This window comes from Pantoea sp. Fr+CA_20, from assembly GCF_024520835.1.
Taxonomy (GTDB): Bacteria; Pseudomonadota; Gammaproteobacteria; order Enterobacterales; family Enterobacteriaceae; genus Pantoea; species Pantoea allii.
This window is the reverse complement of record NZ_JALNPN010000004.1, coordinates 283276-305266: the sequence shown is the minus strand read 5'-3', so window position 1 is coordinate 305266 and position 21991 is coordinate 283276. Positions and strand designations below refer to the sequence as shown.

20 protein-coding genes and 1 pseudogene are annotated in these 21991 nt (G+C 53.3%); 10 read left to right on the top strand and 11 right to left on the bottom strand.

Features of this window, described 5'->3' with window-relative positions; all coding sequences use genetic code 11:
- Window positions 1-22: 22 nt before the first annotated feature.
- Entirely contained in the window at window positions 23-616 is a 594-nt protein-coding gene (ribA, locus tag NR177_RS08320; RefSeq protein ID WP_256852645.1) for a GTP cyclohydrolase II, read from the bottom strand.
- A 228-nt stretch (window positions 617-844) separates the two neighbouring features.
- Here ribA and pgpB point away from each other — a divergent pair, with 228 nt between their 5' ends.
- The 5 genes from pgpB to yciH all read left to right on the top strand — a co-directional run bounded on the left by pgpB (window position 845) and on the right by yciH (window position 4449).
- Window positions 845-1609 carry a phosphatidylglycerophosphatase B gene (gene pgpB / locus NR177_RS08315; protein ID WP_256852644.1) on the top strand — a complete coding sequence of 255 codons (765 nt, stop codon included), beginning with the start codon at window positions 845-847 and terminating at the stop codon, window positions 1607-1609.
- Between the two features lie 129 nt (window positions 1610-1738).
- The gene (locus tag NR177_RS08310; protein WP_256852643.1) at window positions 1739-2050 is read left to right on the top strand and encodes a LapA family protein; all 312 of its coding nucleotides are present in this window, start codon (window positions 1739-1741) and stop codon (window positions 2048-2050) included.
- 6 nt (window positions 2051-2056) lie between these two features.
- Entirely contained in the window at window positions 2057-3226 is a 1170-nt protein-coding gene (gene lapB, locus NR177_RS08305) for a lipopolysaccharide assembly protein LapB (protein ID WP_063879763.1), read from the top strand.
- 189 nt (window positions 3227-3415) lie between these two features.
- Window positions 3416-4129 (top strand): orotidine-5'-phosphate decarboxylase, encoded by a 714-nt coding sequence (gene pyrF / locus NR177_RS08300; protein ID WP_256852642.1) that lies wholly within the window; start codon window positions 3416-3418, stop codon window positions 4127-4129.
- Window positions 4126-4449, top strand: a complete 324-nt coding sequence (yciH, locus tag NR177_RS08295) for a stress response translation initiation inhibitor YciH (protein WP_096010533.1) — start codon at window positions 4126-4128, stop codon at window positions 4447-4449. The genes pyrF and yciH overlap by 4 nt, the downstream gene beginning before the upstream one ends.
- 79 nt (window positions 4450-4528) lie before the next feature.
- Here the strand turns inward: yciH and osmB are convergent, their stop codons facing one another.
- A complete protein-coding gene (gene osmB, locus NR177_RS08290) occupies window positions 4529-4744 on the bottom strand; it encodes an osmotically-inducible lipoprotein OsmB (protein ID WP_063879760.1) in 216 nt (71 codons plus the stop codon).
- Window positions 4745-5090: 346 nt separating this feature from the next.
- Here osmB and araD point away from each other — a divergent pair, with 346 nt between their 5' ends.
- Together araD and NR177_RS08280 are read left to right on the top strand one after the other, a co-directional pair.
- Window positions 5091-5789, top strand: coding sequence for an L-ribulose-5-phosphate 4-epimerase (gene araD / locus NR177_RS08285; RefSeq protein WP_256852641.1), 699 nt, complete (start codon window positions 5091-5093; stop codon window positions 5787-5789).
- Window positions 5790-6060: 271 nt separating this feature from the next.
- Window positions 6061-6927 carry a crotonase/enoyl-CoA hydratase family protein gene (locus NR177_RS08280; RefSeq protein WP_063879758.1) on the top strand — a complete coding sequence of 289 codons (867 nt, stop codon included), beginning with the start codon at window positions 6061-6063 and terminating at the stop codon, window positions 6925-6927.
- Between the two features lie 4 nt (window positions 6928-6931).
- Here NR177_RS08280 and pdeR read toward each other — a convergent pair whose 3' ends face one another.
- From pdeR to NR177_RS08255, 5 genes are all read right to left on the bottom strand, one after another.
- On the bottom strand, window positions 6932-8917 hold the full coding sequence (gene pdeR / locus NR177_RS08275; RefSeq protein WP_096010535.1) for a cyclic di-GMP phosphodiesterase: 1986 nt from the start codon (window positions 8915-8917) through the stop codon (window positions 6932-6934).
- A gap of 156 nt (window positions 8918-9073) precedes the next feature.
- Window positions 9074-9364, bottom strand: a complete 291-nt coding sequence (locus NR177_RS08270; protein WP_063879756.1) for a YbdD/YjiX family protein — start codon at window positions 9362-9364, stop codon at window positions 9074-9076.
- Window positions 9357-11423 (bottom strand): carbon starvation CstA family protein, encoded by a 2067-nt coding sequence (locus tag NR177_RS08265; protein ID WP_256852640.1) that lies wholly within the window; start codon window positions 11421-11423, stop codon window positions 9357-9359. Before NR177_RS08265 ends, NR177_RS08270 begins: the two co-directional genes overlap by 8 nt.
- A gap of 191 nt (window positions 11424-11614) precedes the next feature.
- Window positions 11615-13549, bottom strand: a complete 1935-nt coding sequence (locus tag NR177_RS08260; RefSeq protein ID WP_096010537.1) for an exoribonuclease II — start codon at window positions 13547-13549, stop codon at window positions 11615-11617.
- Window positions 13550-13660: 111 nt separating this feature from the next.
- Window positions 13661-15964, bottom strand: coding sequence for an FdhF/YdeP family oxidoreductase (locus NR177_RS08255; RefSeq protein WP_256852652.1), 2304 nt, complete (start codon window positions 15962-15964; stop codon window positions 13661-13663).
- Window positions 15965-16215: 251 nt separating this feature from the next.
- Here NR177_RS08255 and NR177_RS08250 point away from each other — a divergent pair, with 251 nt between their 5' ends.
- The gene (locus NR177_RS08250; RefSeq protein WP_063879753.1) at window positions 16216-17802 is read left to right on the top strand and encodes a PTS transporter subunit EIIC; all 1587 of its coding nucleotides are present in this window, start codon (window positions 16216-16218) and stop codon (window positions 17800-17802) included.
- A gap of 207 nt (window positions 17803-18009) precedes the next feature.
- Here NR177_RS08250 and NR177_RS08245 read toward each other — a convergent pair whose 3' ends face one another.
- From NR177_RS08245 to NR177_RS08235, 3 genes and pseudogenes are all read right to left on the bottom strand, one after another.
- Entirely contained in the window at window positions 18010-18258 is a 249-nt protein-coding gene (locus NR177_RS08245) for a hypothetical protein (RefSeq protein ID WP_082875201.1), read from the bottom strand.
- Window positions 18255-18770 (bottom strand): T6SS effector amidase Tae4 family protein, encoded by a 516-nt coding sequence (locus NR177_RS08240; RefSeq protein WP_256852639.1) that lies wholly within the window; start codon window positions 18768-18770, stop codon window positions 18255-18257. The genes NR177_RS08245 and NR177_RS08240 overlap by 4 nt, the downstream gene beginning before the upstream one ends.
- A 140-nt stretch (window positions 18771-18910) precedes the next feature.
- Window positions 18911-19150: pseudogene (locus NR177_RS08235) on the bottom strand (transposase); the annotation flags it as partial.
- 347 nt (window positions 19151-19497) lie between these two features.
- On the opposite strand from NR177_RS08235, the gene NR177_RS08230 reads away from it, so the two are divergent.
- Window positions 19498-19635 (top strand): hypothetical protein, encoded by a 138-nt coding sequence (locus NR177_RS08230; RefSeq protein WP_256852638.1) that lies wholly within the window; start codon window positions 19498-19500, stop codon window positions 19633-19635.
- Between the two features lie 278 nt (window positions 19636-19913).
- The gene (locus NR177_RS08225; RefSeq protein ID WP_063881185.1) at window positions 19914-20810 is read left to right on the top strand and encodes a LysR family transcriptional regulator; all 897 of its coding nucleotides are present in this window, start codon (window positions 19914-19916) and stop codon (window positions 20808-20810) included.
- On the opposite strand, the gene NR177_RS08220 is transcribed toward NR177_RS08225, so the two are convergent.
- The gene (locus NR177_RS08220; protein ID WP_256852651.1) at window positions 20807-21922 is read right to left on the bottom strand and encodes an oxidoreductase; all 1116 of its coding nucleotides are present in this window, start codon (window positions 21920-21922) and stop codon (window positions 20807-20809) included. The genes NR177_RS08225 and NR177_RS08220 overlap by 4 nt on opposite strands.
- Window positions 21923-21991 lie beyond the last annotated feature (69 nt).

Sequence of the window (21991 nt, the reverse complement as noted above, 5' to 3'; positions counted from 1 at the left end):
CGGGGCGACCCGGCTGTTTCATTCAGGCCTTAGGCAACAGATGGCCCATTTTTTCTGCTTTAGTATCAAGATAGTGCGCATTTTCAGGGTTGCGCCCCACAACCAGCGGCACGCGCTCAACAATGTTAATCCCGGCTTCGCTGAGAATCTCGACTTTGCGCGGATTGTTAGTCAGCAGACGAACTTCATTCACGCCGAGTAACTTGAACATATCCGCGCACAGGGTGAAGTCACGCTCGTCAGCGGCAAAACCCAACTGATGATTGGCTTCAACGGTGTCGTATCCCTTATCCTGTAAAGCATAGGCACGAATTTTATTCAGCAGGCCAATGTTGCGACCTTCCTGACGGTGATAAAGCAGTGCACCACGGCCTTCTTCCGCAATGGCATTCAGCGCAGCTTCAAGTTGGAAGCCACAATCGCAACGCAAACTGAACAGCGCATCGCCAGTCAGACACTCGGAATGGACGCGAGCCAGCACTGGTTGATTATCATTAATATCGCCAAAGACCAGAGCAACGTGGTCATGACCGGTTGCCAGTTCTTCAAAACCTACCATCAGGAAATCTCCCCATGGCGTTGGCAGTTTGGCTTCTGCCACCCGTTTAAGCTGCATGTGACTCTCCAGAACCCTCAAAGGATGCACTATCATCATAATAGTGCACAGGCCGATGCGGCCTGACAAACGAGGAATATTGTGCCACAACCGCGAGGCAGGCTGTTAATCTGTGTAAACGATTGTTGTGATAAAGCACGATTATCTAATCTGAAAAGGTTATGTTATTCTTTTTTAAGCTAAAGTTATGCTTTTGTTATAGGTTTTCACCAGGAGAAAGGAAAAGGGATGGTTAACATCTTTCAACGTACGCTGGCCGGAATGGTGCTGCTGCTCATTATGCCTGTAGCGGTCGGCTTGTCCGGTTGGCAGTGGCAGCCTGGCGAAAGTAATACGTTTCTTAAGATCTTGTTCTGGATGACGGAAACGGTCACGCGGCCCTGGGGCATGCTGACCAGCCTGGTGTTAAGTGCCTGGGTGATGTGGTGCCTGCGTTTCAGGCTTAAACCGGCGCTGCTGCTGCTGTTGATCATGAACGCTACGATTTTAGCCGGCCAGTACACGAAATCCTTTATCAAAGAGCAGGTGCAGGAGCCGCGCCCTTATGTTGTCTGGCTGGAGAAAACCCACGGGCTGGATGATAAGACCTTTTACCAGTTGAACCGCGAGCAACGTGGCCAGCGCGTCACCGAGCTGATCGCGGATGAGTCGCACATTCCCGGCTGGCTGAAAAAACACTGGGCGTTTGAAACGGGTTTTGCTTTCCCATCCGGACATACCATGTTTGCCGCCAGTTGGGCCTTGCTGGTCATCGGTTTGTTATGGCCGCGTCGGCATTATAAAACCATCGTGCTTGTCGGCGTCTGGGCCGTGGCCGTAATGGGCAGTCGCTTGCTGCTGGGCATGCACTGGCCGCGCGATCTGGCTGTTGCCACTTTCATTTCCTGGCTGTTTGTTGTCCTGGCGACCTGGCTCGCCCAACGCTTCTGTGGCCCACTGAGCTTGCCGCCAGAAGAACAGCAAGAGGTCGCTGAACGGGAGCAAGGATTGTAATTGCAACATTCAGCACCATATCTTTATCTTGAGATTGAGCAAAAGCGCGTCATCTGATGCTGCCAGGAGCAGTATTTTTGCCGTAATTTTGGCATAATTCTTTTCGACTACCTCACAACGGGATGCACTGTGAAATATTTGCTGATTTTTTTAGTGGTTTTGGTCATTTTTATCATTTCCGTGACCCTTGGCGCGCACAACGACCAGGTTATCACCTTTAACTATCTGCTGGCGCAGGGCGACTTCCGTATCTCCACCTTACTGGCAACCCTTTTTGGTGTTGGCTTTTTGCTGGGATGGGTTATCTGCGGGCTCTTCTGGTTACGTATTCGCGTCTCTCTTGCCAATGCGCAGCGTAAAATTAAGCGTCTGCAGGCGCAGGTCGATCAGAGCACGCCAGGCACAAGTGGTAAAACGCTGCCGCCGGCTGTGCAGGAATAAGCCTCCATGTTAGAGCTGCTGTTTCTGTTACTTCCTGTCGCCGCTGCCTATGGATGGTACATGGGCAGACGCAGTGCGCAGCAGGACAAGCAACAGGAATCAAACCGCCTGTCGCGTGATTACGTGGCGGGGGTAAACTTCTTACTCTCCAATCAACAAGATAAAGCGGTCGATCTGTTCCTTGATATGCTCAAGGAAGACAGCGGCACCGTTGAAGCCCACCTTACGCTTGGCAATTTGTTTCGTTCCCGGGGCGAGGTTGATCGCGCGATCCGCATCCATCAGTCCTTAATGGAAAGCGCGTCACTGAGCTACGAACAGCGCCTGTTAGCGATTCAGCAACTGGGGCGGGACTACATGGCGGCAGGCCTTTACGACCGCGCCGAAGACATGTTCAAACAGCTGACGGATGAGACGGATTTTCGTATTGGCGCACTGCAACAACTTCTGCTTATCCATCAGGCGACAAGCGACTGGCAGCAGGCTATTGACGTCGCCGAGCGGTTGGTGAAGCTGGGTAAAGACCGGCAGAAAGGTGAGATTGCCCACTTTTATTGTGAACTCGCCCTGCAGGCGATGAGCAGCGACGACCTCGACAGGGCCATGACGCTGCTGAAAAAGGGGGAGTCGGCCGATCGGCAGAGCGCTCGCGTCTCTATTATGATGGGCCGCATCCTGATGGAAAAAGGGGAGTACGCAAAAGCAGTCGAGCATTTGCAGCGCGTTCTGGATCAGGATAAAGAGCTGGTCAGTGAAACGCTTCCAATGCTGGAGACGTGTTTTCAGCGCCTCAACCAGCCTGATGCCTGGGCAGAATTCCTTAAGCGTTGTGTTGACGAGAATACAGGTGCTGCAGCGGAGCTTTATCTTTCAGAGATTCTGGAGCGGCAGCAGGGCGCCGAAGCCGCGCAAAACTACATCAATCATCAGTTACAACGTCACCCCAATATGCGCGTCTTTCATCGCCTGATGGAGTTTCACCTGCACGAGGCAGAAGATGGGCGTGCAAAAGAAAGCCTGATGGTGCTGCGCGATCTGGTTGGCGAACAAATCCGCACCAAGCCACGCTATCGCTGCCACAAATGTGGCTTCACGGCGCATGCGCTTTACTGGCACTGTCCTTCATGCCGGACCTGGTCATCCGTTAAACCGATTCGCGGACTCGATGGACAATAGCCCCGAAGCGCTGGCGTCGGTTGCTGCTTTTTAGTTACAACATGCTATTGGCTTTATTCAAAATAACAGTCCAGCTCCGTGCGCATATCGCTTAGCAGAACAACAGGGATTGTGATGCGAAAAGCAGGCAGGTAGAATGCGTGCCGTTTGTCTAACGCGCCAGCAGGTGCCTACTGCAGAGGAAATAGCATGGCCTTATCTCAGACTTCGCCGGTGGTAGTGGCGCTTGATTACCACGATATGAATAGCGCGCTGCACTTTGTCGATCAGATAGAGCCGGGCAGTTGCCGCCTGAAGGTGGGCAAAGAAATGTTCACCTTGTTTGGCCCGCAACTTGTGAAAACGCTGCAGCAGCGTGGATTCGACATCTTTCTCGACCTGAAATTTCACGATATCCCTAATACTACCGCTCGTGCGGTTGCCGCCGCCGCCGATCTCGGTGTCTGGATGGTGAACGTTCACGCGAGCGGCGGGGCACGTATGATGAATGCCGCCCGTGAAGCGCTGCTGCCATCTGGTCAGCAGGCGCCTTTGCTGATTGCCGTTACCGTCCTGACCAGCATGGATGCCGATGACTTATTGGGCCTTGGCATCACCGTGTCACCCGCAGAGCAGGCTGAGCGACTGGCAAAACTGACGCACGAATGCGGACTTGATGGCGTGGTCTGTTCGGCACAGGAAGCCGCGCGGTTCAAACAGGTCATCGGTCATGATTTCACGCTTGTTACGCCAGGAATCCGGCCCCTGGGTAGTGACGCAGGGGATCAACGTCGCGTCATGACGCCGCAACAGGCCCGGCTTGCTGGCGTGGATTATATGGTAATAGGACGTCCTGTTACTCAGTCCGCGGACCCCGCAGCGACGCTTAAGGCGCTACTGCAGGATTTGGAGACGGTAAAATGAGCCGTGATAACCCTTTAGTCTATTCTACGGACGCAGGTCGCCTTACTCAGTCCGAGCCAAAGGCAGAACGTCCTAAAGGTGACGGAATTGTCCGTATCCAGCGCCAAACCAGCGGACGAAAAGGCAAGGGCGTTTGCCTTATTACCGGCGTGGATCTGGATGAATCAGCGTTGAATCAACTGGCCGCTGAACTGAAGAAAAAATGCGGTTGCGGCGGCGCGGTGAAAGAGGGTGTGATTGAAATTCAGGGCGACAAACGTGATTTATTAAAAAGCCTGCTGGAAGCCAAAGGGATGAAGGTCAAACTGGCGGGTGGATAAAAAAAACCGGGCTACAGAGTAGCCCGGCTTGTTATGTAGATGCGCTGCGTAGCCGTTATTATTTATTGTAATGCGGTTCTTAGTGAACCTGATGACCGATGATACCACCCACTGCTGCACCGCCGACGGTACCCAGCGCGCTGCCGTTGGTTAATACAGAACCCCCAATTGCACCGGCACCTGCACCGATTGCGGTGTTACGGTCACGCTTAGACCAGTTTGAACAGCCACTTAACGCCATAACCAGCGTGGTTGCTAATACAACAGCGGTCATTTTTTTCATTGTAATTGTCATAAACTTCTCCTTTATTGTGTATGCAGAGGCAACACAGTAAGTATAGCTGTGAAATTTTTTCAGGCCGCCTGTGTCGCATTATTACCGCATCCCTTTTGGTATAAAAACGCCAGACACCATGGACGATCTGTTTGTAGCGGCTGAAAAGCATCATCAACAGGTGGACCTGTCGGATGCCTGACAGAATTCTATTCATTTTGAAGAATTTCCGAAGATAGATAATTCTTAATTCGCAGCACAATTTTTCATTCACAGCCATTTTCCGCTGCTTTTTAGCCATTTGCTCCATAACGCTTTTCCTGCCTGCTCAGCAGAATATTAAGACCCTTCTCAGCAGGAGAAAAAAATGCTGGAACATCTTAAACAACAGGTTCTGGAAGCTAACCTGGATCTCCCCAAATATAACCTTGTCACCTTTACATGGGGAAACGTCAGCGCCATTGACCGTGAGCAAGGCCTGTTAGTGATTAAACCTTCCGGCGTCAGCTACGATGTGATGAAAGTTGAGGACATGGTAGTGGTGAATCTGGCCACCGGTGAGGTGGTTGAAGGTGAGAAACGCCCTTCATCCGACACCGCAACGCACCGGGCGCTATATCTAGCCTGGCCCGAGGTTGGCGGAATTGTCCATACGCATTCCCGCCACGCCACCATCTGGGCACAGGCAGGCCGCCCGATTCCTGCCTGGGGCACCACGCACGCGGATGATTTCTACGGTGAAATTCCCTGCACGCGAGCAATGCGTGACGAAGAGATCAAGAACCAGTATGAGTGGAATACAGGTGAGGTGATTATTGAAACCTTTGCACAACGCAGGCTTTCCCCGACCGCCATCCCAGCGGTGCTGGTAAACTCGCATGGTCCTTTTGCCTGGGGCAAAGATGCACATGCGGCGGTGCACAGTGCGGTGGTGCTGGAAGAGGTGGCCTACATGGGATTGTTTAGCCAGCAACTCACTGCCGGTCTTCCGCCGATTCAGCAAACCCTGCTTGATCTGCATTATCTGCGTAAGCACGGTGAAAATGCCTGGTACGGCCAGAAATAATTATGGGGGCGCAGCCTTGTCTGCGTCCCGACCCGTTTCTTGCTGGCGGCATGTTAAGCAGTTTTCAGTCTCATCAATACCCGTTATAGGTTCACGTCTTTCTGTGATTTAGCCTGACTTTATCAAGAAAGCATACTAATCATTTAAACCGAATGCATCGGGGATCACTCTGGAATTTATGTTGTAAATCAATCTCTCATTTGGTCTGGCCTCACTCTGGATTAGGCTGATGTGGCGCAATTAGCGCATCAAAATAACAGAGGATGAGACAATGACCGTGATTAACCAACCCACATGCAGACTGTTTTCCGAAGCCGGACACACTACGCAGTTAGTTGCCTATTACGAGGAAGGACGTCGCACCATGTGGATGATGTTGCGCGCCCAACCACGCCCCAGTTTTAATCATGAATTGATCGAAGAAATCATGAACCTGAGTTATACCGCTCAGCGTTCGGGCTTACCTATCGATTTCTGGGTAACCGGCTCGTTAGTACCACAAATGTTCAATGCCGGTGGCGATCTGCGCTTTTTTGTGGAATGTATTCGCAATAACCGCCGTGAAGCTTTGCGCGCCTATGCACGGGCTTGTGTTGACTGCATCCACTCGGCCGCCCGCGGATTTGATACCGGCGCGGTTACGCTCGCGATGATTGAAGGTAGTGCCCTTGGCGGCGGTTTTGAAGCCGCGCTGGCCCATCACTTTATCCTGGCCCAGAACAATGCCCGGATGGGCTTTCCTGAAATCGCCTTTAACCTGTTTCCGGGAATGGGGGGCTACTCTTTAGTGGCGCGGCGTTCGGGCATGAAACTGGCTGAAGAGCTGATCATGGAAGGTGAGTCCCACAGTGCTGAATGGTACGAAACGCGCGGCTTAGTGGATAAGGTATTTCAACCGGGCGACAGTTACCGGGCTACCCGCACGTTTATCGATACATTGCGGCCAAAACTCAATGGCGTACGTGCCATGTTAAAGGCGCGCCAGCGGGTATTACAGCTTTCACGCGCTGAATTAATGGATATTACCGAGGACTGGGTAGATTACGCATTTACGCTCGAAGCGAAAGATATTGCCTATATGGAACGTTTAGTACAGTTACAAAACCGCCACAGCGCATCACTGCGTAAAGCGGGTTAGCGATCTATACGCGGGCAGGATGCTGAGCCAGCCAGTGCCCAAACTGATCTGCGGGCATTGGTTTTGCGTAAAAATAGCCTTGTCGCCCATCGACGCCGCTTTTCACGACAAACTCTTCTTCATCGACAGTTTCAATGCCTTCGGCAATCACCTGCAAATCCAGCGCTTTCGCCACCGCGACAATGGCCCTGACGAGAGACTGCGATACCGGCCGTTTGTTCACATTTCGGATAAAGCTTTGATCCAGCTTAATGGCATTAATGGGCACGCGCGCCAGCTGCGACAGAGAGGAGTAGCCGGTGCCAAAGTCATCAAGGTGAATCTGCGCGCCCAGTTCCTGGAATTTACGCATCAGCTTCAACGCTTCGGCTTCATTCTCTATCAGGCAGCTTTCCGTCAGTTCAATATCTACTGGCGACTCGGTCAAACCCGCATCCGTCAGGGCTTGCTTCAGGTCACTGTAGATCGATTGATCGAGCAACTGACGCGCAGAGACGTTCACCGCGACACGCAGGTGAATATTCTGCTGCCGCCAGGCAAGAATCTGCTTCAACACATTGAGCATGACCCAGCGACCAAGCGGCACGATCAGGCCGGACTCTTCCGCATAGGGGATAAATTCGCCGGGTGATACCAGCCCGCGCTCTGGCGAATTCCAGCGTACCAGCGCTTCCGCACTGCGTACTTTACCGTCAGAATCGACTTTAGGCTGGTAATGCACTAATAAATGGTCCTGCTCCAGCGCTTTACGCAAATTGGTATCGAGCCAAAGGTATTCAAAAACCCGCCGGTTCATCTCTTCAGCAAAAACACAATATCGACCGCGGTTATTCTCTTTGGCGTGATACATCGCCGTATCGGCGTTACGAATCAGACATTCACGATCTTCCCCATGCAGCGGGGCAAGGGCGATGCCCACTGAACAGCCGCTGTAAACTTCGATCAGGCCAATGCGAAACGGCTGACGCAGGCGATCGAGAATACGCGTGGCCATCGCCTCCAGCGCCGCCTGGCTGGTGTGTTCCGCCAGCACGACAAATTCATCACCGCCCAGCCGCCCGAGTGTCTGGTTTTTGCTCAGACAGCTCAGGATAGCCAGAGAAACGGCCTGTAACAGCTGATCGCCAAACATATGACCGTAGGCATCATTAACTTTCTTAAAGTTATCTAAATCCAGATAGACCACGCCGGTTTCGCTGCCTTCTGCACGCTCCAGCGCCTGGCTAATCTGCTGATGAATAGCATGACGATTGGGCAGGCCAGTAATACCATCGGTATTGGCCATAACGCGCAGTCGTTCCTGCGCGCGGCGTTCTTCCGTGATATCCGTTCCTGAACAGATGAGGAAAATTTCATTTTTACCGCTGCCGCTGTGAACAAACTTATTACGAAACAGAAACAGTCGCTGTCCCTTCATCGTTTTGATCCAGCGTTCGACTTCGTAGGAGTTACCGTCGCGGAAGAAACCCGCAATGTTACGACGTGAGGCGGCAGCTTCCTGTTTGGTCATAAACAGCTGAAAAACATTCCGACCGATCACGTCCTGTTCATATAGGCCGGTGTACTCTTCACTGAGTCGGTTAAAGCGTTGAATGTTGCCGCGCTGGTCGAGGATCACGATGACGGAATTGGCTTCCGAAACGACCTGTTCAGCAAATGACAGACCTAGCGTCAGGTCGCGAGCCACGGCCGAGGTATCGCCCCATGCCGACGCGGTACCGGCCCAGACGGATTTATTGATCCTGCGACCGACAAAATGCATCGCGACCTGCTCGCCGTGTATTGTTAACGTCAGATTTATACTGGAAGTGATAACCGGCATCGCGCGAAGCAAACTGCATTGACCCGGCGTCAGGGGAACAGCCACGCTGGTGTTCGATGATTCATCTAAGGCAAATAGCAGCGCATCACTGTCCGCGTTTAATCGCCAATGAGGGCTGGTTGTACCAAACAAGGTATACAACAATGATTGCCCTTGTTCATCGGTCATGGTCACTCCCTCCAGGAAGTACATTGCTGGCGTTATCTCGTTATTTTAGCAACAGTATTCATCAACTGATGCCAGCACAAGATGAAACTGTATTTATTTTACTTTCCAGAAAAAACGGGCATAAAAAACCCCGCCGAAGCGGGGCTCAGTTTATGTTCAGCACGGACATTTACCCAGCTTTCCGGCCTGACTGGGAAAGCGGGCATCCAGACAATAACGATGAAACTCCCGCTCGCTCATCGGTGTCATTTCAGGATGCCGCCGCCGCATGTGCTGCAGGTATTTTTGATAATCCTGCACGCCAACCATCAAACGAAAACTTTGCTGAAGTCCCTGCCACAGTGCGCGCCAGCGAAAGCCGGTGCGAACAGGGGTGGAAAGTAAATCGCAACGCATAATATGCCAGCTACCCTGGGGGCGCGCTACGCGATGGATGCTGTCATACATGGCGCACCTCCTTACGCAATTCCACATTTGACTCATGCGTGGTAGGCACGTTGCTGCTTAGCGCACGGCGAATCACAAAGAACGCGGCAATCAGCATCGTGACGGCGACCAGCATAAAGAACCCGCACAGGGCAGCATTAATCTGGTTACTGAATACGATGGTTTGCATATCGGCCACGGTTTTAGCTGGTGCGATGATAACGCCTTCATCCAGACCTTTTCGGAATTTATTGGCTTGAGCAAGAAAACCAATTGACGGTTTTTCGTGAAAAATCTTCTGCCATCCCGCTGTCATCGAGGTAATAAACAGCCAGATGGTGGGCAGAATCGTCACCCATGCATAGCGCTGCTTTTTCATCTTGAACAGCACCACCGTGCCCAGGATTAGCGCCATAGAGGCCAGCATCTGGTTACCAATCCCAAACAGTGGCCACAAGGTGTTGATACCGCCCAGTGGATCGATAACGCCCTGATAAACGAAGAAACCCCAGCCGGCGACGGCGACGGTGGTCCCTGACATATTGCCCAGCCATGAACGGTTGTTCGCCATAGAAGGCACGACCGTGCCAACCAGATCCTGCACCATAAAGCGGCAGGCGCGGGTACCGGCATCCACGGCGGTCAAAATAAACAGGGCTTCAAATAAGATCGCGAAATGGTACCAGAAGGCCATCATGGCGCGGCTGTTAAACACCTCAGTAATGATATGTGCCATGCCGACTGCAAAGGTCGGCGCACCCCCGGCACGTGACAGGATGGAGGCTTCGCCCACATCCCGGGCGATACCGCTTAACATCTCAGGCGTGACCACAAATCCCCAACCATTGATGACCTGAGAGGCATTTTCTACCGTGGTACCAATCAGTGCCGCGGGCGAGTTCATCGCAAAGTACACACCCGGGTCCAGTACCGAGGCGCAAATCAGCGCCATGATGGCCACGAACGACTCCATCAGCATGGCACCGTACCCAATAAAACGAATATGGCTTTCGCGCTCAATCAGCTTAGGTGTGGTTCCGCTGGATACCAGCGCATGGAAGCCGGAGATAGCGCCACAGGCAATAGTGATAAACAGGAACGGGAACAGGGCGCCAGAGAAGACCGGCCCCGAGCCGTCAATAAATCGGGTCACGGCAGGCATTTTCATTTCTGGCATGGCAAAGACGATGCCCACAGCCAGCCCGACAATGACGCCGATTTTCAGAAAGGTAGAAAGGTAATCCCTCGGGGCCAGCAGCAGCCAGACCGGTAGCACTGAGGCGATAAAACCATAGATGACCAGCACCCAGGTCAACGAGGTGCCTTTCAGTGTAAAGAACGGGCCCCAGTAAGGATGCTGTGCGACATCACCACCGTAAATAATGGCCGCCATCATCAGCACAAAGCCGATCAACGAGACTTCGGCGATTTTTCCAGGGCGCAGAAAGCGCATATAGATGCCCATAAACAGCGCAATCGGAATGGTCGCCGCGATGGTAAACAGTCCCCACGGACTGTTCGCCAGGGCTTTCACCACCACCAGCGCCAGCGCAGAGAGAATAATGATCATCACGCCCAGCGCACCCAGCATAGTAATCACACCGGCAAAAGCGCCCAGCTCCTGACGCGCCATTTCGCCTAACGAACGGCCATCACGTCGCGTAGAGATAAACAGAATCAGGAAATCCTGAACGGCGCCCGCCATCATCACCCCGATCAGAATCCAGATAGTGCCAGGCAGAAAACCCATCTGTGCCGCCAGAATCGGGCCGACCAGCGGGCCAGCACCGGCGATAGCCGCAAAGTGGTGACCAAACAGCACCCACTTATTGGTGGGAACATAGTCAAGACCATCGCTGAGGCGCTCAGCTGGCGTCAGACGGCGGTCGTCCAGTTCAAAAATATTGCGGGCGATAAACAGGCTGTAAAAACGATAAGCGATGCTGTAAAAGGCAACTGCGGCAACCACCAGCCAGACTGCGTTGACGTGCTCGCCGCGGTTAAGCGCCAGCATCGCGAACGCACCCGCGCCAATTAACGCCACTGCTAACCAAAGCACGCCGTTTTTGACGTTCTTCATAACTCACTCCTTGTAGAGACCGAATGGAAGGCGATCGAAGACAACGAGCTAACGTTAATGTAATGGAATGTAAGTGGAAGTTAATAAAGATAAAACTGTGAAGCGCGGAGCAAATTTAGCACGCACATGCAGAGGGAAGGCGAGGTGGAATGTGTCGGCGGGACAGACAAGGCTGTCCCGCCGGTTTAGTCTCAGGCTGCGGGGCGTGCAACGACGCTGCGCGTTTCCATGCGGACTTCAGCAATGGTCACGTCAATCACGTCGGATACGCGGTAAACCACATCACCTTTAATCTGTACTGTACCGCTTTCCTGGCTGCAAACCAGTTCGTCACGCACGGCATGCAGGAACGGCGCTGGAATAAACGCCACGGCACCATTTTCCAGCAGGCGGACGCGCATGCCACCACGAGAAACATCGATGATTTCCGCGCTGAACTTACGATCCGTAGCCGCAAAGGGCGACAGGTAACGGGCATAGAGCCAGTCGCCCACGTCACGCTCTGCCATGCGGTTAAGACGACGACGTTCACTCATGGTGACCGTCAGCGCATCATCCGGACGACCGATTTGCTCACCGCGCACGATGGCCTTCAGCAGACGATGGTTGATCATGTCGCCAAACTTACGGATCGGGGAGGTCCAGGTGGCGTAAGCGTCCAGCCCCAGGCCAAAGTGCGGGCCCGGTTCGGTGGTGATCTCCGCATAGGTCTGGAAACGACGAATACGGCTGTCGAGGAACTGAGTAGGCTGTGCATCCAGTTCACGGCGCAGTACGCGGAACCCCTCCAGCGTGGTGATAGCCTGCGGATCGGCGGTAATGCCGTGAGTCGCCAGCACAGCGGCGGCCTGCTCGGCATTCGCCGTATCGAAACCCGCGTGAACGTTGTAGATACCAAAGCCCAGCTTTTCGCGCAGCACATTGGCGGCACAGATGTTCGCCAGGATCATGGCTTCCTCAACAATCCGGTTCGCGATACGACGCGGTTCGGCGATGATTTCCAGCACTTCCCCTTTTTCGCCCAGCAGAAAACGGTAGTCAGGACGATCTTTAAACACCAGCGCATGGTTTTGACGCCATTCAGCACGGGACTGACACAAGCGATGCAGCAGGCGGATCTGGTTAGCGATAGCCTCGTTTTGCGGTTGCCATTCGCCACTGTTTTCCAGCCAGTCGGAAACCTCGTCGTACACCAGTTTGGCTTTTGACTCGATCCAGGCTGCAAAGAACTGAACATCGTCAGCCAGGCTACCATCCTGAGCAACCGTCACGCGGCACGCCAGAACCGGACGACGCACGTCAGGGCGCAGCGAGCAGACATCGTCTGACAGCTCACGGGGCAGCATCGGGATATTAAAGCCCGGCAGATAGTTCGTAAACGCACGTTGCGCCGCCAGCTTATCCAGCTCGCTACCTTCTGCGACATAGGCAGTGGGATCGGCAATGGCGATGGTCAGACGCAGTGCGCCATCGTCCAGTGCTTCGGCATACAGCGCATCGTCCATATCTTCAGTGCTGGCGCTGTCGATAGTCACGAAATCCAGGGCGGTCAGATCTTCACGCGTCAGGTTCTCGTCCAGCATGTCGCCAAAGCCGATTTCTGGCGCTTCACGCTCCAGATTATGACGTGACAGTGTCACCCACCATGGGGCGAGGTGGTCGTCGGCTTTGACAATGAATTCGGTGAGTTCGGCATAAAAGCCACGGTCGCCTTTCAACGGATGACGACGCATTTCAGCGACGGCCCAGTCGCCATTCTGGAAATCATGGGTCAGTCCGCGCACCGGACGACACTGAATGGCCTCTTTCAGCAGCGGATGATCGGGCACGATAGAAAGACGGTCGTCTTTTTTCTGCACGCGGCCAACAAAGCGGCCCAGAAAAGGCTCAACCAACGTTTCTGGCTCTGCGCTTTCACGATCTTTATCGCTGTGGATGACGGCAACAATGCGGTCGCCATGCATCACTTTTTTCATCTGCGGCGGCGGGATGAAATAACTTTTTTGTGCATCGACTTCCAGAAAGCCGAATCCCTTTTCGGTGCCTTTTACAACGCCTTCTGCACGCGGCGTTTGCGAATGAAGCTTCTCTTTAAGCTGCGCAAGCAGCGGATTATCCTGGAACATGATTTTTACGTTTCGTGGCCTAATAGCGGCTGACAGTTTTACGCGAATCGGGGTCTCGCGGCAAGGCAAAAAGCCGGACGAACCGGCTTTTTGCCTGGAGAAAAGCCTGAATCAGGCGATACGTTGGGTAGTCAACGCCTGCGACAATTCCAGCTTAACCGGCACCGATTTCGAGGTCGGTGTGCCGCTGATATCGCCATAGCTGTTTAACGGGACCAGCGGGTTTGTTTCAGGATAGTAGGCCGCCAGATTGCCACGCGGAATGTTATAAGGCACCAGTTTGAAGCCGCTCACGCGACGGGTGATGCCATCATTCCACAGGGTTTCAATATCCACATTCTGGCCTTCACTAAACCCTAACTCAGCCATGTCGTCGGGGTTAATAAAGACGACTTCACGCTGGCCGTACACGCCGCGATAACGATCGTCGAGACCGTAAATCGTGGTGTTGTACTGGTCATGCGAGCGCAGGGTTTGCAGCGTGAAAGGCACTTCCTGATCAAGTTTCGGAAACAGCGACTCGGGCAGCGCTGCCGGGTTAAACTCGGCCTTACCGGTCGGCGTATTAAAACGCAGCTCTGCCGCGGCATTACCAAGATAGAAGCCGCCAGGCTGATCGCATTTGGTATTGAAGTCGGCAAAACCGGGAATGGTTGCCGCAATATGATTGCGAATCAGGTTGTAATCAGCCGCCAGATCTAACCACTTCACCTTGTCATCACCGAGAACCGCATGGGCAATACTGGCAACAATCGACGTTTCAGAACGCTGTGTTTCCGCCAGAGGAATACCGACACCTTCTGACGCATGCACCATGCTGAACGAATCTTCCACGGTAATGAACTGGTTACCTGTCGCCTGCAGATCGCGTTCGGTGCGACCCAATGTCGGCAGGATCAACCCTTCATGACCCGGCACCAGATGGCTACGGTTGAGCTTGGTGCTGATGTGCACGGTCAGACCACAGCGTGATAGAGCTTCTTCAGTACGCGGAGAATCCGGTGCCGCGGCGGCCAGATTACCGCCCAGGGCGATAAGAACCTTAATTTCATCACGCAGCATCGCGTTCAGGGCTTCAACGGTGTTATGGCCTGCCGCACGCGGAGGCTCAAAGTCAAAGTGCTGACCAAGCGCATCCAGGAAAGGTTTGGACGGCTTTTCATCAATGCCCATGGTGCGGTTGCCCTGAACGTTACTGTGACCACGCACAGGACAGAGGCCGGCCCCTTTTTTACCTAACTGACCAAACAGCAGCTGTAGGTTGGTGATTTCACGCACCGTATCAACCGAATGCTTGTGCTGCGTAATGCCCATTGCCCAGGTGCAGATCACCCGATCGGCGTTCTGATAGATCGCTGCCGCTTCACGGATTTGTGCTTCTGTGAGGCCCGACTGCGCCACAATCTGCATCCAGTCTGTGTTATCTACGGCGTCGAAATATGCCTCAACGCCGTGTGTTTTGGCGTTCAGGAAGGCCTGATCGAACAAGCCGCTTTCGCCCGCAGCAATACGCGCGCGATGGGTTTCCAGCAGGGCTTTCACCATGCCGCGCACGGCCGCCATATCACCGCCAAGATGGGGTTGATAATAGGCAGAACTGATGGTGCCCGCTTTGGAGGTGACAATTTCGAGCGGCTTTTGCGGATCGGCAAAACGCTCCAGACCGCGCTCACGTAGCGTGTTAAAGGTAACGATTTTAGCACCATGATCGGCCGCGTGACGCAGGCTGTGCAGCATGCGTGGGTGGTTAGTGCCTGGGTTTTGCCCAAAGACAAAAATGGCATCGGCATGATCAAAATCGTCAAGACGAATGGTGCCTTTACCCACGCCGATGCTGCGTTTCAGCCCAGCACCGCTGGCCTCGTGACACATATTGGAGCAGTCCGGGAAGTTATTGGTGCCTGACATGCGGCCAAACAGTTGATAAAGCCAGGAGGCTTCATTACTGGCGCGACCCGAGGTGTAAAGCTCCATCTGATCCGGATTATCCATCGCCTTAATGTGTTTCGCGATGAGCGCATAGGCGTCATCCCAACTGATGGGTTCGTAATGGTCGCTTTCAGCGTTGTAGCGTAACGGATGCGTCAGACGGCCCTGATATTCCAGGAAGTAGTCACTTTGCGCATACAGGGTCGTAACGCTGTGTTTCGCGAAAAAGTCGGTATCGACCACGCGGCGCGTCGCTTCCCAGGTCACGGCTTTCGCCCCGTTTTCGCAAAAGCTAAATGTACTTTTATTGTCATCACCCCAGGCGCAGCCTGGGCAGTCGAAGCCACGAGCTTTGTTCATGCGCATTAAATTGCGCAGATTTTTCAGGGCAGCTTTACTGTCGAAAACAAAACGTGTGGTAGCTTCCAGTGAACCCCAGCCGCCCGCTGCGGCACGGTATGGTTTAATTTGACGCTTGAATTTCATCATAGGTGCAGGCTTATTTTTATGTTGGACGAATGTTGCAAGGATATATCCTGATGGTAAATATTAGTGTGCTATCGACGACAAAGCTTGTCTAATTGATTGGCTTAATGGTGCGATAGCTGGCGTTTATCGTGGTGGCGCGCCAACTGTGATGATGTTCATGTTTTACCTTCTCGTAACCTCTCCATAACGGGTGTTATCGGCACATCGCGCTAATACTTGCTGTTTAAAACAGAAAAGGGCGCGACACCATGAAACAACTCACCAGCCAGATCCATGCGTTTGGCAAGGCGTTGATGATGCCAATTTCGGTGATTGCAGCGGCCGGTATCTTTCTGGGGCTGGCGGCGGCAATGCAGAATCCCGCCGTCACCGGCGAAGCTTTCGCACACATGCAGGTTGCCCAGCTCATCATCGGGTTTATTCGTAAAGTGGCCGGCGCGCTGTTTGCTAATCTGCCGCTATTCTTTGCCGTCGCCAGCGCCATTGGACTGGCGAAAGCAGAAAAGCCTACCGCAGCCTTTGCCGCCGTTATCGGCTATATCGCTATGAATGTCGGTATCAATGCCACGCTGGCGGCGAAGGGCATTACCGCAGCCACAACCACGCCGCAGGCGCTGCAACAGGCCGGGCTGGATCAGACCACAGCCATGATGACGTCGGCTGAGTACATTCAGATGCTGGGTATTTTTACCTACAATATGAGCGTACTGGGCGGTGTGATTGCCGGGCTGATCACCGTGATGCTGCATAACCGCTTCTATACGCAGCAGTTACCCACGGCGATCAGTTTCTTTGGCGGGCGTCGCTTTGTGCCGATTGTAACGGTGGTGTTCCTGCCGCTGATCGGCATCTTACTGGCGCTGGTCTGGCCGACCATTGGCGAAGGCATTGCCTGGGTGGGACAGATGATCGGCCGGAGCGGGCAGTACGGGGCATTTCTGTTGGGGGCTTCGGAACGCATTCTTATCCCCACGGGCCTGCATCACATCCTGAACGAAACCGTGCGCTTCACGCCCATTGGCGGCATGGCTATCGTGGACGGACAGACGATTGTCGGTGCGTTAAACATCTTTAATGCCTCGCTCACCCATCCCGGACTTATCCCGGACGCGACGCTTCGCACCGCCACCCAGTTCCTGGCTCAGGGAAAAATACCGGTCATGATGTTTGGTCTGCCTGCTGCTGCCCTGGCGATTTATCACACCGCGCGGCCTGAACACAAACAGCGCGTCAGGGCGCTGGTGATGGCTGGAGCACTGACGTCATTCACTACTGGCATCACCGAACCGCTGGAGTTTTGCTTTATCTTCGTTTCGCCGGTGCTTTACCTGCTGCATGCATTTTTAACCGGCCTGTCATTTATGCTGATGTCGATGCTGCATTTGATGATTGGAAATGTGCAGGGCGGTGTGATCGATCTGGTGGTCTTTGGCATGCTTGGCGGCAGTAAAACCCACTGGTGGTGGACGCTGGCGCTTGGGGTGATTTACGCCCCGGTTTATTACTATTCTTTCCGCTTTATTATTACGCGTATGCATGTCGAAACGCCGGGACGTGAAACGGATGATGAAAAACCACAGCTGGTTGAAGGCAGCGAGCGCACCAACGTGATCATCAGTGGTTTGGGTGGGGCAGCCAATATAGAGGATGTCGATTGCTGCTTCACGCGTTTACGGGTTCGGGTCAAAGACATGAAAGAAGTGGTGGATCAGACGCTAATGAGCACCGGCGCCAATGGCATCAACCGCGTTAGTGAACATGATGTGCAGGTGATTTACGGCCCACAGGTAGAGAAAATCGCACAAGAGGTGAAAGCGGCCCTGGGCGTCGGATAATCACCATTCACCCAGTAAAGGTACAAGTGGGGGCCAGTCCCTTCAGCAAGTGAGACCGGTCGTTCGATTTTGAGGATAAAACAATTATCGAACGTCCGTCCCAGCCTGTACCTACTGCAGCTCTCTTTAAACGCTCTTGTAATCTCCCCCGTCACCGTCCTGATAAACGTGCAAGGATTCACCCAATAAACGCCCTGGCTTTCAACGTCATCCTAAGCCGCTCTGCGCTTTCGTTTTAAGCCGTATGGCCCACCAGGTTCCTGTCACAGCAGCAAAGATGATTGCGGTTGCAGGTAAGCCGATGAATAAAAGTGCTGCGTTCGCAGACATTTGATCTTCACCCTTTACCGGGCCATTAATGAAGCGGGCAAGTGATGGGAATACAATAATAAAGAGACCCGCGCCAACCGCCAGGCCAGCCAATGACGCCAGACATATTTGCAAAGAACGCTTCATATAATCTTCCAGAACCAGATTTCACGGGAGTTGAAGAAATCGCTGAGCACACCTTCCCAGTGTAGTCCCCACTGAATTCGGAGATAGCTTGATCTTGATGTCACTCGCTCGCCATTCCACAGGTCGATATGGTCTCCTGACCGGTTAGCAAAGCTCTCGCTTCCTCTGCGCCAGTAATCTTTAAAAAAAATGATGCCGGTCTGTCCGCGCAGCGTCTGTTCGAAGTTTTCAGGGTTTACTTTCACCGCACTGAAAACACCCGGAATTGCCGTTTTCTTAAGGGCGTTGGCCAGTTCTTCAGCCCTTAGCACATGACCAGCCTCCTTAGGATGATACCAGCACTGTGCTACTTTCAGGCGGCTTACATCGTATCCGCAGCGGGTTAATGCAGTGCCAATACGGATTGCGCACTGGTCATCAAAGGCTTTATGTCCATCGGGTTTGCGGCATGGATTGACATCGCCTTTTACCTCAGGGTGTGCCTCCCAGAGCTGGGAAAATTTAATGGTCACTTGAAAATCCCTTATCAGTTCGAACCAGAAAAGATATTACCGGGAAGTTGGCTTTAATTACTACTCATACTGTCACGTTATAAAACCCGTCATCGACAGAAAAAAAGTCCCGTAAAAAAGAGCTGGGCAGAATGTGGTGACTGACTTTTTACGGCGTCGATGACTTTAGATATCAGCATGGGTAACACATCGGCTTCGTAAATTTCTTTGAAGGTGGCAACGATTTCACGGATGGTCATGCTTTTGGCATAGAGGGATACGATCCGGCTGTTCAGGTGCGTTACGCACCTTTGATGCGTCTTAATCAACTGCGGTTCGAAGGTGTTTTCACGGTCACGAGGCGTATTCAACTCCATCTCGCCGTCATCACACAACAAGGTAGTTTTGATTTAGCCAGTTCAGCCACAGGGGGTTATGTTTTTTGTTAATAAATTGCCTGTATGGGCAGGGGGAGTGAACACACTAAAACAGGCAATTACACAATATTAATTACAGTCTCCGCAGCTGCCGTGCAGCCGTTCGAAAGCCTGGTGTGTTATCTGCCTTCACCATAATAATCTCCGTCAACGGTCTCTCCTCACGTTTGGTTTCTATGTCTTTAACAAATTCATTACAATACATAAGCAATACTTTATGTTTCATTTTGTGATCAGGACTTGTACTTTACCGGTAACACTCTAAGGTAAGAGGTGAATGTCAAATACACGCAATGAGCAGGGGGTTATTTATGGCTAAACACAGTCTGATTAAAATCTTTGAAATATCAGCAATTGTTATCTTCGCTTTGGTGGTGATCTACTTATTGGTCACGGGCGTCCTCTCTTCCACTGGCGTTGATCACGCCTGGCCTTATCCGCACAAGTAAGCACCTGCAACACCAGGGAAACACCAATAAAAATTACAAATTAACGCGTTTATGAGATCACTAACACCGGTATTCACCTGTGAATGCTGACAACGCTCCCCGATTATCTGACCTGCCATTGTGACAGCCACCTTCATAACCTTATTGCGCTCTGAATATGTTGCGTCTGTTTAAAGCCTTCGCTGTATTGGTTACGGCACTATCTCTGACTGGCATTCTGTTAATCCATCGGCACATAATAGGTATTCATAAAAACGGTGTTACGGCGGGTAAAGAAAATCGACATCAAACAGCTCATCTATCTCTGCAATCTCGAACGCGAGCGCCATTTTGGTCGTGCCGCCGAAGCCAGCTTTGTCAGCCAGCCTACCTTATCGATGCGGTTAAAAAACCTGGAGCGTGAGCTGGGTCTGTCGCTGATCAACCGCAGCAACAATTTTGCGGGTTTTACGCCGGAAGGCGACAGGGTACTGGCCTGGGCGCGGGAAATCGTTTCGGTTTATCAGGGGCTCAAGCTGGAGGTCGAGTCGTTAAAACACGGGGTGAACGGTACGCTTCGTCTTGGTGTTGTCCCGCAGTGCAGCGTTTCGCTGGCGCAATTGTTAAAAGCGGTGCAGGCGCGCTATCCACAGCTGGATTACCGTATTGCCGTATTAAGCGCCGATCAACTGCTGGAGGCGCTGAACAGCCACACGGTCGATGTGGGCATTGGCTTTTTTGAAATGGCGACGTTGCGGGAACTGCATTTTCAGGCATCCCTGCTGCCGGATAGTGGCGTGGAAGCCGTTTTTCATCCCGACCATTTTCAGCACTTATGCGCGCATGAAACACTTGACCTGCCAACGCTGGCACAGCAGCCGCTGTGTCTGGCGGAGCCAACCCGCTATTTTCGCCGCTATCTGGATATGACCTTTCGCGACGTCGCGCTGGTGCCGCGCGTGGTGGTCGAAAGCGCGTCCATCATGCAGTTGTTACAGTGCACCCAGGTCGGTCTTGGCGTGCTGATCTCACCACGAGGACATTTACTGCCCGCCTCATTACATGGACTGGAAAAACGGACCATTGCAATGCCTAAAATGGCGCGCCAGGCGGCGCTGGTTGTCGCCGAACCCGGCCGGGCAACGCCGCTGGCGCAACATTTTTACGATGAAGCGCGCAGTCATCTCGATAGCTAGCGGGCTTCACCGCAGGCATAAAATAAACGGCTGTTCCAGTTGGCCAGCGCGATGGACTGAATCACGCTGAACCGCGCGGCATGTGACCAGCCTGCCTCAGCCAGCGGCTGAAGATCGCGCGCGTTAAAGCGCTCCGGCTGGCGGGTCAACTGCGCGGCCAGGGTCATAATGACTTGCTGTTCACCCGGCCGCTGCGCCGCATCCACCTCATCCAGCAGATTTTTAGCGTCTGCAGCCTGCTGACAGAGCCAGCGGCTGCCCAGAATCCTTGCCGCAGTGGCCTCTACAGATGAGGTCAGTGTATTTTCAAGCTCATGACGCAGGGCAAACCAGCTCTGCAATAACCCGGCAGCGTGCGCCAGCAGCCAGACCGCATCCTGAAGTGCGGGCGAGCCCTGACACTGCGTGACCGCAGCATGTTGCTCCTCGCTGGCATAACGCGGCTCCAGCGGCGTCAGGACCGGCTGCCACTGCCAGGGCTGATCAAACGTCGCTGCCTCGGCATCCGGGGCAGGTGACATCCCCGGCATCCAGCGTACCGGCAATTCCAGCAGAGCATGAATACCGGCAATGACACGCGCCTGATAGCAGACAAAGCCCACTAAATGGTTAAGGGTGACGATATCGGCTTCGCTCAGCCCGGCCGCATGCAGCGCACGAATACTTTCAGCCGTGATTAGCGCAGGCTGCATCGCCAGCAAGCGCGCATATTGCGTAATTTGTGTCAGGCGATTGTTACTTTCACGGGAGGAATCTGGACCCGGCAGGGGATTCAGTCGGGCGGAATAGTGATTACACAGGCGCTGAATGCCTGTCACCTGGGCGACGGTCAGCGCGGTACTTAACCGATCATACAGCGTGAGCGTATGCGTCAGCGTGGTATTCACCTGGTCGGGAAACAGCTGGAGAACGACGTTGTGGGCGATCTGTATCGCGGGCTGGTCTGTCTGGAGTAAAGGCTGAATAACGGAGGCTTCCTGTGCTAACCCCAGTAAAAACCGGTCATCGATATGGGCGGCTTCAGGAAAAAGTGGGGCAGCCTGTACGGTCCGCGGGCGGGTCTGACTTTCGTAAAACCAGTGATCCTGGCCGGGATAGCGGCGTTGTTGCATCATCCGTCCTTTTGCAAAATCTGATGCGGCGCAGGCGGTGATTCAGTCGCAGGCCGCAGGGCTGACTTA